This is a genomic window from Candidatus Eisenbacteria bacterium, from assembly GCA_005893275.1.
Classification (GTDB): domain Bacteria; phylum Eisenbacteria; class RBG-16-71-46; order SZUA-252; family SZUA-252; genus WS-7.
Window position 1 is genome coordinate 1 of sequence record VBOW01000028.1, and the last position, 17,386, is coordinate 17,386.

The window sequence follows — 17,386 nt, forward strand, 5'->3', positions numbered from 1 at the left end:
CCGGGCCGACTCGGACCGTCATGAACTCCTGGAATCGGCCCTGCAGGTCCACGCTGACCGACCCGTCCGAGTGGTGCACCTCGACGAGATCCGCCGGCGAATGGTCGAGCCGGAGCTGCTCCAGCTCCGAAAGCTCCTTCAGCTGCTCCCGTGTGGGCATGCCAAACTTGCCCGTCTCCGGATCAATCCCGATCACCATCCCGGCCACTCCCGGGCGCTCCGCCCCGCGGGCGATCGCAGGCGACGCGGCGCGGGCGATCGCAGGCGACGCGGCGGACGGGTTCACTCCAGACGGGTTCGCTACGGAGGATTCATCGGTCGAGGTGGGCAGCCCCAAAAGGATTGCAGCGAGCAGAGAGGAGGCCGCGACGAGGCCGCCGACCCGGTTGAACGTCGAGAAATCTCTCATCGCGGCGTCTCCCCTCGATGGAGGAATTTTCGTAACGAGTCGTTTCAGAAGCTCATTATGCGGCCCCCGTTCGAGCGCGGCAAGTGGGCTGATTCCGACCGCTGCCTACGGTCTGGACAGCGCCGTCAGCTCGACTCGCTCGCGGCCGCCGCGGGGCGTGAGCTCCAGCACGGTTCCAATCCCGCGGGCGTAGAACTTGAACTCGCGAACTCCCGGTTCCAGGGGAGTCCAGTCCATGGTCTGGAGGCACCCGCTGAACGTGCCGTAGGGTACGGTCACGGTCTCGCTCAGGCTGACCACGCGCGCCCTGTCCGCAACAACCCCCGGGGATTCTTCTTGTGGATATTCGTCGCCTTTCTGAGGGTGGGCCAGCATGATGATCCCCGCTTTCGCCCCGTTCTTGCCCGCCTCCCATGACCCCACCGTGCCCACGAGCACGCCGTGGTCGTATTGCTTCGTATCTTCACCGAAGTACCAGACGTTTCCTTCGCCATCCTGGGCGTACCAGTCGAAGGTGTCCTCAATCAGTGAGCCGTCCAGGTCGACCCGGTCGTGGACGACGGTGGTCCGGACGCCGACGATCGTTTTGGTGTCCCGGGTCACCTCGACTTGGTTGCTTTCCACGCCGTCGGCCGTTCTTGAGACGTAGGAGTAAACCGTGCCGGGGGTAAGCGGGAAGTATGGGTTGTCCACCCGCGGCACGAAGCTGGCCGGGTCGAACGGGGGAACGACGGAGCGCGCGTTTGAGCTGGCGGACATGCCCTGCGCGTCTTGACGGCTCGGCGCGAGGGAGTTGAAGGCGCTCTGGGTCCCGTCATGGCTGCATCCCAAGAGGCCCAGAAGGGTGGCGATCAGGGCCATCCGGAAGGCGAAAATCGGTTGGACGTTCATGGGTTGTCTCCTCCTTTGCACTGCCTGAAATCCGGCGAACACAGCGCTGCAATGGAGGGAACAAACGAGGGCGGAGGCTTGTGACAGCGGGGTCAGCCGCGAGGAACCTAGGGGGGTGCCAACGGCAAGGAATAGAAACCGGCTGCACCCGTAGAATCCCCGGACGCCCTGGCAGTGACGCGCGGACCCTCTTTGAGGAAGATGCGATCGCCGCCCACACGTATCTCGATCCATGGCGCGGCGCGGGGAATCTGGATCTCAAACGTGGCCGAAGTGGCTTGGTCGTCGATCACGAGCTGATCCACGCCCGATGTGAAGGCCGCGGCGCCGGGCGGCGCTCGGACCACGACCTCCGTGCCATCGGTCAGGGACACCCGTGCCCGGCCCTCGGCCTGGGGCGACGTGAAGAGAATGACGAGCCTCTGCCCGGGGCTGACGGCGATGCCCGCGACCCGCGGCTCCGGGGCCTGCATCGGGCCGCGGGCTGAGGGCGGAGAGGCCTGGCGTCCCCCGACCCATCCCACAAACGCGCCCACCCACCGCGGCAGAGGGGAGCCGGGCACCGCGTACGCCGCGGTCGCGACGCCCACCGCCAGGAGAACGGCCGCCACTCGGCGAACCCACGTGAAGTCAGGGGCGCGCGCCCTGGCCGCGATCGCGCCGGCGCTCACGTGCGGCGGGGGGTCATCCACGGTCCCGAGCAGCGCGTACACCTCGTCCTCTTCTTGCTCCGCTTCGGTGACACGACGCCGGCAGTCGACACACCCGGCGAGGTGCTCGCGGGCGGAGGCTTCCGCCCCCGACAAGAGCTCGCCGTGCAGAAGGCGCTGAACTTGTTCTTCGTCAAGGTGCACCGAATGAATCCTCGTAGATCTTGCGGAACGCTCGTCGCGCGCGGGCCAGGAGCACGCCCACGCTGGCTTCGTTCAATTCGAGGGCCGCCGCGATGTCCCGGTAGCGGTACCCCTCCGCCCGGAGCAGGAGCATTCGCCGCTCCCTTTCCGGCATTCGGTCGAGCGTGATGCGCACGCTCCGACGCGAGTCTTCTCCCTGAACCGCCTCTTCGGGGGAAGGAGGCGGGTCGGAGAGCGCTCCCTCGCTCCGGGCCGGAGTCAGCAGCTTGAGCCGCCTGCTGCGCGTCGACTTCTCGTTCCGGAAGAGGTTCATCGCGACGCTGATCAACCAGGCCTCTGGGGCATCCGGCAGCGAGCCTCTTCGGTACAGCTTGACGAAAGCCTCCTGAACCAGATCGGCGGCCAGCTCCGGCTCGCCCGACAGGCGATTCATGAAGCGGTAGAGCCGCTGGAAGTGGGCATCGAAGAGGTCCACGAACCGGTCGTGGAACGACGGCAAGCTCTCAGGCAGCGCGCGAACACCCCCCCGCCGACGCGCTCGCAAGCCCGCCGGCGCTTTGCCGTAGCCTTGAACCAGTCCCCGACCCTCCACACTGGCCTCCATGGAAGGGAACCAAGGTCTGATGGATTTGTGACACGATGCGAGCGGCCGGATCAAAAACCCCAGTCGAGCCCGACGACGAGCGGAGCCCGGGGACGCATTTCGATCCCGAAAAGCTCTCCTGTCGAAGGATCCCTGGCGTAGGTCAAGATGTTCTTCCGGCCGAGGATGTTTGTGACGGTGGCGAAGAGCGCAACCGTCGCGTGGTTTGCCCCGACCCCGACGTGCCACTGCTTCCTGAGACCCAGGTCGACGCGCAAATAGGCCGGCAGCGCCGTCGCGCCCAGCTGCTCCCCGTCGTAATGAGGGCTGCCGCCGAACTCGGACCCCTTGTCGAGGAGGTTGAAGGCCTCCCACTCGAAGCCGTCGGAGATGGCCGTCGTACGGCGCCCCATGGCGGCCGTGGCGCCGAGACGGATGGAGGTCGTCGCGCTCGGGAAAGCGGTCACCCCGCCCTCCAGAAGATGCATGGCTGAGTTTTCGGGGGTGTAGCTCAGATCGCCGTACGTGAGCCGTACGCGCTGGTAGCCGTATCTGGCGACGATCCCGTACCGAGTGGCGTTCACGGCGGCATCCGCCGACACGCCGCGCGAGACACCGGAGCCGATGGCGAACGGACCCGTTGCGAACGGCTCGCCGTCCCGCGGCGCGACAAGCACCAGTCCATCCGAGCGGCGCTCATAGGCCTGCAAAGCGAAACGCAAGCCCCTCCGGGGCCGGAAGTCCGCCGCGATCACATCCTGCTCGCACCGAGCAACGGGGACGCCCGAGGCGCCGGCGCCCAAGTAGACATCGACCGGGAACACATTGCCGACAACCGACTCGGGGTTTCGGAGCGACTGGGCGAACTGGTGTGTTCGGGCGTAGCTCCCGGAGAGGGTCAGCTCTTTCGAAGGATGCCATGCCAGTTGTGCGTCGGGCCCAAAGCGCATCTCGCCTCGGATCGCGGCGAGGGCGGCCCCGAGCTTGAATTCGATCTGTCGATTAAGCATCCTGGAATGCCTCGCGAGCGCGGTTGCGACCGGCGTGATCGCGGTGAGCCTCCACGAGGGCCCGCCCGCGGAATCGGGCTGGACGCGATAGGACGTGCGGCTCTCCTCGAGGCGCAGCTCCGCGGCGGTGGTGGTCCGTGGCGAGCTGTGCTCCACGGCCGCGAGGAGGCCCTGGTCCCGGCGAGCCGCCGCCATGTCCACCCAGCCCGCGCGGGCCGACCAAATGGAACCCTCCTCCCCGGCCGCGCTCCATCCCAGAACGTTCACCGCGGTGCCGGAGAAGACACGCCTCCACCGGGCGCCCAGCGACCGGCTGTACCACTCGAAGACGTTGCGGCGCGCATCCTGGGCCGTTCCGTCGTCCGTCGACACGGCGGCGGCGGTGTTGAGGTCGTTCTCGTTGCCGTAGCCGAGCAGCTGAACTCGGCCGCCGAGCACCGGCGCCTCGAGCTTGGCGAGCCAGTCGCCGGTCTCGCCCCTCAGATAGGAAGCCTCCTGCCTCGGGGCGATGCCGTCGGGCAGTCCCGACCGCAGGCTCACGAGATAGCCCGCCCCGTCCGTGCCGAGTGGGGCATCGAACGTGAGGCGCGACTGGATGGTGCTCACGCTCCCCTGCGCGCGCAGGCGGTCTCCCGGAGCGCGGGTGACCGCCTCGATGGCCCCGGACAAGCTATGCGGATACGCCAGCAACGGAGCCGTGGCCGATAGATGCAGCCTGGAAAGCGCGTCCGGGTTCCATCCGCTGGACATTCCGCCGGCATGGAAGGGGTTGAACACCGGGATCCCGTCGAGCAGGTAGGCGGTCTGGTCCGAGGCGCTGCCTCGAACATTGACCCCGCTCGGCGACTCCGGCCTCAGGAATACTTCGCCGCCGCCGAGGGCTTCGAAAACGTCCGGTTCTGCGAGCAGAGGGTGGTTCCGCACGGCGTCGACGGAGATTTCGCGATCGGGGAACTCGGCCGTGTCGCCGGCTCGGGCGATCGCCGGAGCGCGCACGTCGATGGCCTGGATGCGGACGGGTTCGGAGCGGAGCCAAAAGTTGATCGTGAGCTCCCCCTCCCGCGGCACAAGCGCGTGCAGGGAATGCTGGGCATAGCCGATGAAACGGACGGTGATCTGGTGCTCCCCTGGCGGGACTTGTCGCAGCCCATAGCGCCCGCTCTCGTCGGTAGCGGTTGCACGGTGGTCCAAATCGGCCAGGGCGACGACGGCGCCCGCGAGAGGCTGGGAGGTTTCAACGTCCCTGACCGTGCCGACGACCGTGGCTTGCGTCGCCTGCACCACGAGCAGGACCTTGACCGCACCCAGCAAGACGGGCCCCATACATCCTCCCCCGGACTGCCTGAATCGATCCAAATTGGGGTCGGGAACCCCTCGATTCTAACACGGCGCGGGCGGGGCTCCTGCGCGGCCTCTCCACCTGGAGCGAGGTCGAATAACTAGATCGAAATCGAGTCGCGAACCGGACCCTCGATTGAATCTAATGATCCGGTCAGCGCAAGACACATGGAAGCGATCGACCTAGTACCACACGGATTCCCCGGAGGTTTGTCATGAATGCGTTTCGGATCGTACCCATCCCGCAATCCACCACAAACCGGATCCGCGAGGGGCGCTCGGATGGCCACGGAAACCTCGAGATCCAACCCATGCGCGCCACAGAGCCCCGGGCCATGCCCTGCCGTGTCTGCCTCGAGGACGTGGCGGTCGGTGAGGAGGTGTTCCTCTTCTCATACTCGCCCTTTGAACGCCCGGTTCCCTATAGAAACGTGGGACCGATCTTCGTCCACGCGGGCGGGTGCAAGCCCTACGACCGCCCCGCGATCGTGCCGGACCTCATGCGGCGACGTTTGCTCGCATTGCGGGGCTACGACGCCGAGCATCGAATGATCGAGTGCGACATCGTGGAAGGTGCCGTGCTGGAATCGCTCATCGAGCGGTTTTTCTCAAACCCCGCCGTCGCCTATATTCACGCGCACAATGCGAGGGCCGGCTGCTTCCTGTGCCGGATCGAGCGGGAAGCGGAGAATTCACCGGCGCTCGGCCCGCTCGTGTAGGATCACGAGCTCCTGGCTGGGAGGGTCAGGGGACATCCGAAGAGGTCTCGTGGGCATGCGCGAAGGTTCGGAACGGATTCCGGTCGTCGTGGAGGAGGCGTACGACGATATCGCCCTGCGGGTCGCACGGCGCATCGCCGAGCTGATCCGCAGCCGGCGCGACGCCATGAAGACGGCGGTCCTGGGGCTGGCGACCGGCTCGACCCCCATCGGCATCTATCGAGAGCTGATTCGCCTCTATCGCGACGAGGCTCTCGACTTCTCCAACGTCGTGACCTTCAATCTCGACGAGTACTACCCGATGCCCCCCGACAGCCTCCACAGCTACCACCGGTTCATGTGGGAAAACCTCTTCGAGCACGTCAACATCGAACCCCGGAACGTACACATCCCGCGTGGTGACATTCCGCGGGCGGAAATCGAGACACACTGCCTCGAGTACGAGCGCGCGATCGCGGAGGCCGGCGGCATCGACTTCCAGATCCTGGGAATCGGGCAGACGGGCCACATCGGCTTCAACGAGCCGGGGTCGAGCGACGGCTCGCGCACCCGCCTCGTGGTGCTCGACACGATCACGCGGCGGGTGGCATCGGCCGACTTCTTCGGGACGGAGAACGTGCCGGTCGAAGCCATCACGATGGGCGTGGGAACGATCCTCGAGGCGAAGGAGATCGCGCTGGTCGCGACCGGCGAGCACAAGGCCGCGATCGTGAGACGCGCCGTCGAGGGGGACATCGACCGCTCGGTGGCGGCGACATTCCTGCAAGAGCATCCCAACGCGACGGTCTATCTCGACGCCGCGGCCGCCGCCGAGCTGACGCGCCGGAAGACGCCCTGGCTCCTGGGCGACAGCGAGTGGACCCGCGCGCTGGAGATCGAGGCCGTCGTGTGGCTCAGCCAGGTCACCGGCAAGTCGGTGCTCAAGCTGGACGACGTGGATTATCGCGAGCACCGCCTCACGGGGCTCCTCGCCCGCTACGCTTCCTCCGGAGACCTCAACGGGATCGTCTTCAACGCGCTCAGCGCCAAGATCCGCGGACGCAGCAAGCTGCCGCAAGGCAAACGCATCATCGTCTTCTCGCCGCATCCCGATGACGACGTGATCTCGGCGGGCGGCATCCTCCGGAAGCTGCGCCAGAACCAGAACGAGATCGTCGTCGCCTATCAGACCTCGGGCAACATCGCGGTCTTCGATCACGAGGTGCGCCGCTACCTCGATTTCCTGCGCCGAACGGCACAGGATTTCGGCTACGGCAACGAGCTGCTCGCCCCCTTGATCTGCGATGTGGAGGACTTCCTCGCCCGCAAGGAGCCGGGCCAGGTGGACAGCGAGAATGTGCTCATGCTGAAACAGCGCATCCGGGAGGTCGAGGCGATATCCGCGATCGCGGTGTTGCACGTGGGGCCGGATCGGGCCCGCTTCCTCAACTTGCCCTTCTACCAGACCGGGAAGGTACGGAAGGATCCGATCGGCGCGCGCGACATCGAGATCATCCTCGCGTTGCTGGATGACCTGAAGCCCCACATCATCCTGGTCGCGGGCGACCTCTCCGATCCGCACGGGACCCACCGGATGTGTAAAGACGCGATCGACCGCGCGCTCGAGCGTTATACGGGAGAGGCGCCGGAGATCTGGTACTACCGCGGGGCATGGGAGGAATGGTCCGTCGCCGAGGCGGACATCCTGGTCCCGATGTCCGAGGAAGAGCTAAGGCTCAAGATCAGCGCGATCTTCAAGCATCAGAGCCAGAAGGATCGCGCGCCCTTCCCCGGGGTGGACGAGCGCGAGTTCTGGCAGCGCGTCGAGGAGAGAAACAAGGCCACGGCGCACCTGGTCGACCGGCTGGGACTGCCGGAGTACTTCGCGATGGAAGCGCTCGTGGTGCGCCCCGGCGCGCCGGCGGGGAACGAAGAGAGGGCTACCGTACGCGCCTCCGCCCCCGCGGCATCCATTCTGGATCGCCGTTAGCCGGTCCTCTCCGCAACCGGCCGGCGTTTCTCCAGCAAGCACACCCTATAGACGGCGACCCAGCGTGCGGTATCGGAGATGTTCCGAATCAAGGATTTGGTCGCGGGCACGTCTCTCGCTCCCCGGTGGTTCTATCTCTTGAATCGCGCCGCTTCGTCCGAACCTCCCGTCACGTTCCCCGCGCTGTAGGAATGCGCGCCCGCGCCGGCAAGCTCCCCGCCGGCGACGATCAGGTACTCTTCGCGGATGGGACGGCCCCCGAACCAGCACTCCAATATCTCGCGCACGCCGGCCGCGTAGCGAGCTTGGGCGGACAGGCTGGTGCCTGACACGTGCGGCGTCATTCCGTGGTGCGGCATGGTCCTCCACGGATGATCCTTCGGCGCTGGCTGCGGAAACCAAACATCACCCGCGTATCCTGCGAGCTGTCCGCTCTTCAGGGCCCGCACGATCGCGTCGCGGTCGCAGATCTTCCCTCGGGCCGTATTCACGAGATAGGCGCCCCGTTTCATCTTGGCGATGAGCGCGTCGTTGAACAAATGCTCCGTCTCCGGATGCAGGGGGGTGTTGATCGTGACCACATCACAAACGCGGACCAGCGACTCGGCGTTCGGATGGAACGTCACGTTCAACTCCTTCTCGACCTCGGCCGGCAGCCGATGCCGATCGGTGTAGTGCAACTTCACGTCGAAGGGCTTGAGGCGGCGTAGGACCGCCGTGCCGATGCGACCCGAGCCCACCGTTCCGACCGCCATCCCCTCCAGGTCGTAGGAGCGGGAGACGCAGTCCGCGATGTTCCATCCGCCATTCACGACCCACTGATACGACGGGATGTAATTGCGCACCAAGGCCAGGATCATCATTACGACGTGCTCCGACACGCTGATGCTGTTGCAGTAGGTGACCTCGGCGACCGTCATCCCGCGCTCCATGGCGGCCTGGAGGTCGACGTGATCGGACCCGATGCCCGCCGTGATGGCCAGCTTGAGCTTCCGCGCCTTGGCAATCCGCTCCGCGGTCAGGTACGCCGGCCAGAACGGCTGTGAGATCACGATCTCCGCATCCGGCAGCTCCCGCTCGAAGGCGGAGCCCGCGCCGTCCTTGTCGGCGGTGACGATCAGGGTGTGCCCCTGCGACTCGAGGAACCGACGGAGCCCGAGCTCGCCGGAGACGCTGCCCAAGAGCGCGCCGGGCTTGAAATCGATCCCTTGCGGGCTCGGAACGGTTTGGCCGCCGGGATAGCGTTCAATCTTTGGAATGCCGCTGAGAGCATAGGATTTCGGATACCCCTCGACGGGGTCGTCGTACAGCACGCAGAGCACCTTGGCCATATGGGTCACTCCTCTCCTTCTCAACCAGTGGGCACGGCCGGAAGCGGTACGGGGAGGTAATCCCGGCAATGGACCGGGGCACGCCGGTGGCTGGAGAATATCAGAGGGGGCTTATGGAAATCGCGTGGCATCATTTGCCAAGCCGCCGGAGGTAGGCGGGGTCCACCTTGGCTCCGAGCCGCTGCGCTTCCAGCGCATCCCTCAGGGCTTCGCCGCGATCGTTCAGAGCCCACCGTGCGTTGCTTCGATTGAGGTAGTAGGCGGCCAGACGCTCATCGCCCGGCGGCGCGCTCCGAATCGCCTTGTCGTACTCGGCGACCGCCTCGCGGGGACGATTCAGCTGGAGGAGCGCCTCTCCGATCGAGCCGAACGTCTGATAGGTCGTCGGATTGTTTGGTTGCAGCTCGGTCGCGCGGCGCCAATCGGCGATCGATTTCTCGTATTCGCCCAAATGGAAATACGCGAGGCCCCGGTTGGTGTACGCGTACCAGAAATCCGGTTTCAGCTCGATCGCGCGTGAAAAGTCATCCACCGCTCCGGTCAAATCGCCCATCCGAAACTTGATGCCGCCCCGGTTATTCAACGCGTCCGTATGCTCCGGCTGAAGCTCCAGGACGTGGTCGAAACAAACAAGGGCGGAGTCGTTGCGGTTCTGTTCGGCGAGGACCATCCCCTTGTTCATCCACGTGCGCGGAACCCTTGGATTGAGGGCCAGCGCCTGATCGTAATCGGCGAGGGCGTCGTCCACCCGCTTGGCGGAGCGATAGTAGTAGTTTGCGCGATTATTGTAGGCATCGACGATCTGCCGCGGGTACTTCTGGATCGTGTCGTTCCAGAAGGTTTCGGGATCTTGCCACACATCGCATCGCTTCCAGGTTTGGACGAGGGAGAACGGGAAGAGGAGAAGCAGGCCCCCGGCTACGAGAGGTCGTACCGGAAGCCGGGCGAGCTTCGGCCCGGGCGATTCATCCAGCCACCACGCGAGGGCGAAGATCAGACCGATATAGGGCAGATAGGTGTACCGGTCCGCCATGACGGAGGTCCCGACCGTGAAGAGCTGCAGGACGAGAACGATGTTGATGAAGAAGAATGCCAAGCCGAAGAGAACGACCCGGACATGGCGACAAAAATAGAGGATCGCTGGAAGAAGAATCGCCAGGGCGGCGAGCGCGATATAGAACTTCGGTCCAAGGGTCGTCAACGTGTAGCGCGGATACGGGTAGATCGCGGAGAGATGAACCGGCAGGAACAGCTTCACCACATACATCGCCGTCGCATAGGAAGCGAAGAGCATTTTCTTGAACGGGCTGTATAGCTCCGAGGCGCTCGTCGCGCCCGCCAGGTGCTGCGCATGGATCGTGAGGAGACCGGCCGCGATCGAGATCGCGAAGAAGGGTGCCTTTTCGAGCGCGAGCGAGAGGCTCCAGGGGCGTCGGCGGAAATAGTCGATCGCGAGGAGGCTCAGCGGCAGGACGACGGCCGCCGGCTTGGACGCCAGGGACAGGAGGAACGCGAACGGGGTCAGGATGAGCCATCGAACCCGTCCAGAACCGAGGTAGCGCAGATAGAGGATCAGCGAGGTCAGATAGAAGAACGCGTACAGGACATCCTTACGCTCGGAGACCCATGCGACCGACTCCACGTGCGTGGGGTGGATCCCGAAGAAAAGGCTCGAGGCGATCGTTGTCCAGAACCTCCCGCCCGAGAGCCTCCGGATAAATACGAATACGAGCGCGGTGTTCGCCAGGTGAATCAGAAGATTCAGCCAGTGGTAGGAAGCCGGGTTGAGCCCGGAGAGGCGATAGTTCAGCATGAGGGAAACCATCGTGAGCGGATGGTAATTGCCCCCGACCGGGACGGTCAGGTCGTGGAGGCTCGGTTGCGCGATGGCGGGGTTCTCCGTCACGTAGGAGTTGTCGTCCCAGTTGATGAAGCCGTTGTCCAGGCTGGGCAGGTACACGACAAACGTGAGGACCAGGATGGCGCCGAGCCAGAGCGGCCAACGGCTGCGACCTGCTGGGGGAGTGCGGACTCTCAGAATGCCTCCGAACCAGGCCGTTCAGGAGGATGACTTTTTGCTGTTCCAACGCCGTCGGCGGCCGATAACGATAGAGGATGAACGCCGAGGAAACCACGGCTGCGATCGCAGCGCCGAGCCGCCTGGGAGGTCACCGTTGAATCCATTCCTTCCAGAGTTCGAAGGCCAACTCGAGCTGGTCCGGATCCCCGACGATTTCGTCGCCCGCATTCGGAAGCGCGTCGAGGAAGGGCTGCTCATGCGCGGCCATCGGAAGCGCGCGAACTATGTGGTCCGCTCCCAGGGGCGCGACGAGATCACCTTTGGCGCCGGGGATTTCCTGACAGCCTACAATGTGGGGCTCAACGACGTCACCGTTCGCCGGAACGGCGCAGCTTCCGTGCGCTACCACGTCACATTCTGGCGCTGGACCTGGACCGCCGTCGCCCACGGCGCGATCTTGGGTCTCGTCTTCCTGATCTGCTTCTTGGGCATCGAGAGGATGCGGCGAGATGTTGCCGCCTACGCCTACGGCCCCTACATGTTCTGGGGTTTGGTCACCTTCTTCTGCCTGTTCTGGCCGTGGATCATGACCGCGATCCATCGAAAATTCGCCGAGAAGGCGCTGCAACGCATCCTCCGCGAAGTGATGAGCTGATCTATTTGACGACGAGAACCCCCTTCATGGTGTGCATCATGGCCGTGCAGATGTAGTCGTAGTTCCCCGGGGCGGTCATCGTGACCACCACGCTCCTGGTTCCAGGTGAGATGGGGCCCGTGTCCCACGTGAACGCCCCTGTACGTTGGGTCGAGGTGTGGGCCATGGAGTCGTTGTTCTTCCAGGCAACCTTGGTGCCAACCAGCACGGTATCGGGGCTCGGCCAATACGCCCGTGACCCGAGCTGCGAGCTGTTCGCCTTGATCGAGATGATCACGTCGGGTGTCGTGCCGGCAACCGGGTTGGACTTTGTGCTGCACGAAAGAACGGTGAGGCAGAGCGCCACAGCCGAAAGGATCGAAAATCTTCCCCGCCCCATCTGCATCGTCGGAGCCTCCAGGAACCGAACCGACCCCTCTCCTTCGCCAAATATAGCACGTGGAGGCCGGAGCTTCGCGCGGCAGGATCGTTCCGCGACGTGGTGAGCGCCCGATCATTGTGCTAGCGTGGCTCCCATGCCGCGCAACTCCGGACCGCGCCCCGCCCCCCTTCAGCCCCCGCTTGCCTACCGCGATCCGGAGTTCCTCGAAGGCGAGGAAGGAAGGCCGCTCCGGATTCTCGCGGAGTATCTCCAGCCGCTGGATGCTTTCCGGACGCATCGCGTCCACGACACCATCGTGTTCTTCGGGTCCGCGCGGCTCGGCGCCAACGGGCCCATGGGACGCTACTACGAGGCCGCCCGCGAGCTGGCGCGTCTCGTGACCGCGTGGTCCCAAACCCTGAAGCGCCCGGCACACCGGTTCCTGGTCTGCACGGGCGGCGGGGGCGGGATCATGGAAGCCGCAAACCGCGGCGCGGCCGACGCGGGAGGACGCACGATCGGCCTGAACATCGGGCTGCCGCACGAGCAGCGTCCCAATCCCTACATCACCCCGGGTCTCTGCTTCCAATTCCACTATTTCTTCATGCGCAAGTTGTGGTTCACGCACCTTGCCCGGGCGCTGGTCGTCTTTCCCGGCGGATTCGGGACGCTGGACGAGCTCTTCGAGATCCTCACCCTCTCGCAGACCCGGAAACTTGATCGCCGGGTGCCGGTGCTCCTGTACGGAGCCGAATACTGGAAGGACCTCATCCGTTTCGACGTGCTGGTCCGTGACGGAATGATTGAGCGGCGCGATCTTGAATTATTGCATTTTGTCGAATCTCCGGCCGCAGGGCTCGAGCTTCTTCAGAAAATGCTCGGATCGGACGAGAATGAGGTGACCCCGGCGATCGCCAAATCGACGACCCCAGAGGATCCGCGACCCGGGCCATGACCGTCATTCCCAAGACTCAGCACCGCGCCTTGCTTCTCCGGGTGGCGCGCCGCGCGATGGTCGAGTACGGGCTCGAGCCTGACTTCCCCGCCGAGGCGATCGCGGAGGTCGAGGGCATCGCCGGCCCGGCCGAGCCGCGTGGCGCGGGCGTGCGCGACCTGAGAAATCTCCCGTGGTGCTCGATCGACAACGACGACTCGCGCGACCTCGACCAGCTCACGGTCGCTGTGCCGGCGCCGGACGGGGGCACCACCCGAATCATCGTGGCCGTGGCCGACGTCAGCGCGATGGTCGAGCCTGGATCGGCGCTGGACGGGCACGCCGTCGCCAACACAACCTCGGTCTACACGCCGCCCAAGGTGTTCCCGATGCTCCCCGAGCGGCTGAGCACGGATCTCACATCCCTCAACGAAGGGGTCGACAGACTCGCCGTGGCCGTGGAATTCACGGTGGACGGCGAGGGCCTCACGACGGAGTCGAGCGTGTCCCCGGCTGCGGTGCGGAACCGGGCGAAGTTGGCCTACTCGAGCGTGGGCGCGTGGCTCGAAGGGAATGCGGGAATCCCCTCCGCGGTCGAGGCGGTGCCCCACCTCACGGAAAATCTCCGGATCCAGGATCGCGCGGCCCAGGCCATCAAGACGCGGCGCCACGAACACGGGGCGCTGGAGCTCGAGACGATCGACGTGCGCGCCCGTTTCGAGGACGAAGCCGTGACCGGCCTCACCCCGGAGAGGCGGAATCGGGCGAAGGAGATCATCGAGAACTTCATGATCGCCGCGAACGGCGCGATCGCGCGCTTTCTCACGGAGAGGCGGCTTCCGGTGATGAGGCGGGTCGTGCGCTCACCCGAGCGGTGGCAGCGGATCGTCGAGATCGCCCGGGCTCTGGGCGAATCCCTGCCGGCCGAGCCCGACGCGAAGCCCTTGAACGAGTTCCTGCTCCGGCGCCGCGCCGCCGATCCGCTGCGCTTCCCCGATCTCTCTCTTTCCATCATCAAGCTGCTCGGCAGGGGCGAGTACGTGGCGAGCTTCCCAGGACAGAATGTCCCGGGACATTTCGCCCTCGCCGTAACCGATTACACCCATTCGACAGCGCCCAATCGGCGCTACCCGGACCTCATCACGCAGCGGTTGCTCCAAGCGGCGCTCGCGAGGCGCAGCGCCCCGTTGAACCGCGACCAGCTCGAGGCGCTCGCGAGCCACTGCACGCTCAAGGAGGACGCCGCCCAGAAGGTCGAACGCCTGACGCGCAAGGCCGCCGCCGCGTGCCTGCTGAGCGATCGGATCGGACAAGAGTTCGAGGGGATCGTCACCGGCGCGTCGCCCGAGGGGACCTGGGTGCGCACCCTCGATCCGCCGGTGGAAGGACGCGTGGAGCGGGGTTCGGCGGGGCTCGATGTGGGCGACCGCGTGCGCGTGAAGCTCATCCACACCGATCCCGAGCGCGGATTCATCGACTTCGCGCGAATCGGACGCGCCGAGCCGCGCTAGGGGCTCCCCGGCGCGTCCCGCGCCGGGAGGACGGCCCTCTCGGCCTCCAGCTCCCGTTCCGCGGCATCCCCGGGGCGCTCCGCGTGGGTTTTCCGCAGCGGAATCTCCCTCAGGAAGAGAGAAACGACAAACGCGACCGCCATGAGCGCGGAGGCGATGAGGAAGGTCTCCGTGATCGACACCGCGAACGCCGCGCGCGCCCTGCCGAGGAAGGAATGGAACGCGGCGTGCGCTTCGGGCGGGAGCACGGCCGGGAGATGGGCCAGCTGCGCCTCGATGCGCCCGCGCCCTGGCTGCGTGAGGATAAGCTGCAGCGTGTTCGCGTCCGGGCGCTCCAGGTGCGCGGCCGGGTATGCGCGGGCCGCCACCTGGATGAAGGGATCGTGGGCCAGGCTTCCCAGCTCGCGCGAGAGGCGCGCGTTGAGCACGCTCCCCAGCACCGCCGTGCCCACCGTGGCCCCGATGCTCCGGAAGAGCTGCGCGGAGGCCGTAGCGATCCCCAGCTTCGCGTGCTCGAATGCGTTCTGCACCGCGAGCGTGAACACGGGAAGCGTTGCGCCGATGCCGAGTCCCGTCGCGACCATGCGCGCAACGAGGGAGACCTGCGACGTCGCGGCGGTCATGCGGGACATCACAAAGAGCGACACCGTCGCGACCACGAGCCCCGCCACGGCGATCGTCTTGTATCGCCCCGTCCGGGAAGTGAGCTGACCCGAGAGGACGCTGGCCGCCACGAACGCCAGCGTGAGCGGGGTGAGGATGGTTCCCGAATTGGTCGCGGTGACTCCCAGCACGAGCTGCGCGAAGAGCGGAATGAAGAGGATGACGCCGAACATGCCGATCCCGACCAGAAACAGCGCGGCCATGGACACGGAGAATATGGGGTTCGAAAAAAGAGACAGCGGGAGGATAGGCTCCTCGGCGCGAGCCTCCACGAAACCGAATGCGACAAGGCTGACGAACGCCGCCGCGAAGAGCCCGAGGATCGTGGCCGAGCCCCACGGAGATTGCGTGCCGCCCCAGATCAGGGCGAGAAGCAGCGACACGAGACCGGCCGTCAGGAGCAGAGCGCCCGCATAGTCGATCGACCGTCCTTTTCGGTCGGGCGTGATGCGCGGGAGCAGCGAGGCCACGGCAAGAAACGCCACGATCCCCACCGGGATGTTGATGAAAAAATTCCATCGCCAGGACGCGTGGTCCGTGAGCCAGCCTCCGAGCGTCGGACCGATGACGGACGAGAGCCCGAATACTCCGCCGAGGAGCCCCTGCCACCGGCCGCGCTCGGCAGGGGGGTACAAATCTCCGACGACCGCGAACGCGTTCGCGAAAATGGCCCCCCCGCCCAGGCCCTGGATCGCCCGGAAAAAGACGAGCTGGAGCATGTTCTGCGACACGCCCGAGAGCACCGAGCCGATCAAAAACAAGACGATCGCCGAGAGGATGAAGGGCTTGCGCCCGTAGATATCGGAGAGCTTGCCGTAGACCGGGACCACGACCGTCGAGGCGAGAAGGTACGCGGCGAGGACCCAGCTCAGGTGTTCGAGACCATGGAACTCCTGGACGATCCGCGGGAGCGCCGTCGACACGATGGTTTGGTCGAGTGCCGCCAGGAACAGCGCCAGCATGACGCCGACCATGACGAGCAGCTTCCGCGATTTCGGGATGTTTGCGAGCACGGCAGCGATGAGGGTCGCTTACGCCGCGGGGGTGCGTCAAGCCACCTCGGCTCGCGCACGGCGCGTTCCGATAACAAGGCGAAATCCGGCGCGACGGCGGGCGCGGGATCCTGGTAGGTTCCGCCGACCATGGAGCCCGCTCCCGCCGGCAGAGCCCCAACCCGCCTGCGCCTGTGGATCGCGTTCGGCGCCGTCTATGTGATTTGGGGCTCGACCTACCTCGCCATACGCTTCGCGATCGAGACGCTCCCGCCCCTCTGGATGGCGGGTGTGCGGTACCTCGTAGCCGGCGCCGTGCTCGTGATCTGGCAGCGGGCGCGGGGCACGCCCTGGCCGACGGCGCTCGAATGGCGGGAGGCGACGGTCGTGGGGGGGCTCATGCTCCTCGGAGGAAACGGCGGCGTCTGCTGGGCCGAGCAGATCGTTCCTTCCGGGGTGGCGGCGCTTTTCATCTCGGCGGTTCCGATTTGGATTGTCTTGCTCGATTGGCTCTGGCAAGGAAGCGTGAGGCCGAGCCGGCGAATCGTGATCGGGCTCGCGCTCGGGATCGGTGGGGTCGCGCTCCTCGTTCACACCGGGGGCGCGCCCGGCGGCGCGGCCCCGCCCCTCGGCGCCGCCGTTCTCCTCCTTGCCGCGGGTTTGTGGGGGGCGGGCTCGCTCTACTCGCGGCGGGCGAAGCTCCCGACCTCCCCCTTCCTCGCGATCGGCATGGAAATGGTGGCCGGGGGTGCTCTCCTCCTTCTGGCGGGCGCCGTCCTGGGGGAGTGGTCGAAGATCAACCCCTCGGCTGCCTCGGCCCGATCGCTGTTCTCGCTCCTTTACTTGATCACCTTCGGCTCCTTGGTCGGGTTCTCCGCCTACATCTGGCTCCTGCGCGCGACCACTCCGGCACGCGCTTCGACCTACGCGTTCGTGAACCCCGTGGTGGCGATGTTTCTCGGATGGGCCCTCGCGGGGGAGGTTCTCACCCTTCGGACGCTGAGCGCCGCGGCGGTCGCGATTACCGGGGTCGCGTTGATCATCAGCGCGCAAACGGCGCGCTGATCACGAAGGACGGTGACGGAGCGGCCCTTTGCCCCCATGATGGGTCCCCTGTCCGGGCCGAGCCGCGACCGTAGCGCGACG

General features: G+C 65.9%; 15 protein-coding genes. 6 read left to right on the forward strand and 9 right to left on the reverse strand.

What is annotated here, in order from left to right; translation table 11 throughout:
• The 5 genes from E6K76_06455 to E6K76_06475 all read right to left on the reverse strand — a co-directional run.
• Positions 1–409: hypothetical protein (locus E6K76_06455; GenBank protein ID TMQ58860.1), on the reverse strand; the 409-nt coding region annotated here is incomplete at its 3' end.
• A gap of 105 nt (positions 410–514) precedes the next feature.
• Complete coding sequence (locus E6K76_06460) at positions 515–1,300, reverse strand: hypothetical protein (protein TMQ58861.1); 786 nt, start codon at positions 1,298–1,300, stop codon at positions 515–517.
• A 107-nt stretch (positions 1,301–1,407) separates the two neighbouring features.
• Positions 1,408–2,154: a zf-HC2 domain-containing protein gene (locus tag E6K76_06465; GenBank protein ID TMQ58862.1), complete on the reverse strand. Its 747-nt coding sequence runs from the start codon at positions 2,152–2,154 to the stop codon at positions 1,408–1,410.
• Positions 2,144–2,758 carry a sigma-70 family RNA polymerase sigma factor gene (locus tag E6K76_06470; GenBank protein TMQ58863.1) on the reverse strand — a complete coding sequence of 205 codons (615 nt, stop codon included), beginning with the start codon at positions 2,756–2,758 and terminating at the stop codon, positions 2,144–2,146. Before E6K76_06470 ends, E6K76_06465 begins: the two co-directional genes overlap by 11 nt.
• Positions 2,759–2,808: 50 nt before the next feature.
• The gene (locus tag E6K76_06475) at positions 2,809–5,070 is read right to left on the reverse strand and encodes a TonB-dependent receptor (protein TMQ58864.1); all 2,262 of its coding nucleotides are present in this window, start codon (positions 5,068–5,070) and stop codon (positions 2,809–2,811) included.
• Between the two features lie 230 nt (positions 5,071–5,300).
• Here E6K76_06475 and E6K76_06480 point away from each other — a divergent pair, with 230 nt between their 5' ends.
• Positions 5,301–5,804, forward strand: coding sequence for a DUF1203 domain-containing protein (locus E6K76_06480; GenBank protein ID TMQ58865.1), 504 nt, complete (start codon positions 5,301–5,303; stop codon positions 5,802–5,804).
• Positions 5,805–5,859: 55 nt separating this feature from the next.
• The gene (gene nagB, locus E6K76_06485; protein TMQ58866.1) at positions 5,860–7,773 is read left to right on the forward strand and encodes a glucosamine-6-phosphate deaminase; all 1,914 of its coding nucleotides are present in this window, start codon (positions 5,860–5,862) and stop codon (positions 7,771–7,773) included.
• Between the two features lie 131 nt (positions 7,774–7,904).
• Here the strand turns inward: nagB and E6K76_06490 are convergent, their stop codons facing one another.
• Positions 7,905–9,104 carry an NAD-dependent formate dehydrogenase gene (locus E6K76_06490; protein ID TMQ58898.1) on the reverse strand — a complete coding sequence of 400 codons (1,200 nt, stop codon included), beginning with the start codon at positions 9,102–9,104 and terminating at the stop codon, positions 7,905–7,907.
• A gap of 130 nt (positions 9,105–9,234) precedes the next feature.
• Positions 9,235–11,064 carry a tetratricopeptide repeat protein gene (locus E6K76_06495; GenBank protein TMQ58867.1) on the reverse strand — a complete coding sequence of 610 codons (1,830 nt, stop codon included), beginning with the start codon at positions 11,062–11,064 and terminating at the stop codon, positions 9,235–9,237.
• 214 nt (positions 11,065–11,278) lie between these two features.
• On the opposite strand from E6K76_06495, the gene E6K76_06500 reads away from it, so the two are divergent.
• Positions 11,279–11,779: a hypothetical protein gene (locus tag E6K76_06500; protein ID TMQ58868.1), complete on the forward strand. Its 501-nt coding sequence runs from the start codon at positions 11,279–11,281 to the stop codon at positions 11,777–11,779.
• 1 nt (position 11,780) lies between these two features.
• Here E6K76_06500 and E6K76_06505 read toward each other — a convergent pair whose 3' ends face one another.
• Positions 11,781–12,164, reverse strand: a complete 384-nt coding sequence (locus E6K76_06505; protein TMQ58869.1) for a hypothetical protein — start codon at positions 12,162–12,164, stop codon at positions 11,781–11,783.
• A gap of 130 nt (positions 12,165–12,294) precedes the next feature.
• Between E6K76_06505 and E6K76_06510 the strand changes: the two genes are divergently transcribed.
• Together E6K76_06510 and E6K76_06515 are read left to right on the forward strand one after the other, a co-directional pair.
• Positions 12,295–13,095: a TIGR00730 family Rossman fold protein gene (locus E6K76_06510; protein ID TMQ58870.1), complete on the forward strand. Its 801-nt coding sequence runs from the start codon at positions 12,295–12,297 to the stop codon at positions 13,093–13,095.
• Entirely contained in the window at positions 13,092–14,585 is a 1,494-nt protein-coding gene (locus E6K76_06515) for an RNB domain-containing ribonuclease (GenBank protein ID TMQ58871.1), read from the forward strand. The genes E6K76_06510 and E6K76_06515 overlap by 4 nt, the downstream gene beginning before the upstream one ends.
• On the opposite strand, the gene E6K76_06520 is transcribed toward E6K76_06515, so the two are convergent.
• Positions 14,582–16,222, reverse strand: a complete 1,641-nt coding sequence (locus tag E6K76_06520; protein TMQ58899.1) for an MFS transporter — start codon at positions 16,220–16,222, stop codon at positions 14,582–14,584. The two genes, E6K76_06515 and E6K76_06520, sit on opposite strands and share 4 nt — an antisense overlap.
• A gap of 168 nt (positions 16,223–16,390) precedes the next feature.
• Here E6K76_06520 and E6K76_06525 point away from each other — a divergent pair, with 168 nt between their 5' ends.
• Entirely contained in the window at positions 16,391–17,305 is a 915-nt protein-coding gene (locus tag E6K76_06525) for an EamA family transporter (protein TMQ58872.1), read from the forward strand.
• Positions 17,306–17,386 lie beyond the last annotated feature (81 nt).

Bases quoted from the DNA above. Each gene is read 5' to 3' on its own strand.
- E6K76_06525 (TMQ58872.1), top strand. From the start codon at position 16,391: ATGGAGCCCGCTCCCGCCGGCAGAGCCCCAACCCGCCTGCGCCTGTGG.
- E6K76_06470 (TMQ58863.1), bottom strand. From the start codon at position 2,758: ATGGAGGCCAGTGTGGAGGGTCGGGGACTGGTTCAAGGCTACGGCAAA.
- E6K76_06520 (TMQ58899.1), bottom strand. From the start codon at position 16,222: ATGGTCGGCGTCATGCTGGCGCTGTTCCTGGCGGCACTCGACCAAACC.
- E6K76_06480 (TMQ58865.1), top strand. From the start codon at position 5,301: ATGAATGCGTTTCGGATCGTACCCATCCCGCAATCCACCACAAACCGG.
- E6K76_06460 (TMQ58861.1), bottom strand. From the start codon at position 1,300: ATGAACGTCCAACCGATTTTCGCCTTCCGGATGGCCCTGATCGCCACC.
- E6K76_06490 (TMQ58898.1), bottom strand. From the start codon at position 9,104: ATGGCCAAGGTGCTCTGCGTGCTGTACGACGACCCCGTCGAGGGGTAT.
- nagB (TMQ58866.1), top strand. From the start codon at position 5,860: ATGCGCGAAGGTTCGGAACGGATTCCGGTCGTCGTGGAGGAGGCGTAC.
- E6K76_06515 (TMQ58871.1), top strand. From the start codon at position 13,092: ATGACCGTCATTCCCAAGACTCAGCACCGCGCCTTGCTTCTCCGGGTG.
- E6K76_06510 (TMQ58870.1), top strand. From the start codon at position 12,295: ATGCCGCGCAACTCCGGACCGCGCCCCGCCCCCCTTCAGCCCCCGCTT.
- E6K76_06475 (TMQ58864.1), bottom strand. From the start codon at position 5,070: ATGGGGCCCGTCTTGCTGGGTGCGGTCAAGGTCCTGCTCGTGGTGCAG.
- E6K76_06505 (TMQ58869.1), bottom strand. From the start codon at position 12,164: ATGCAGATGGGGCGGGGAAGATTTTCGATCCTTTCGGCTGTGGCGCTC.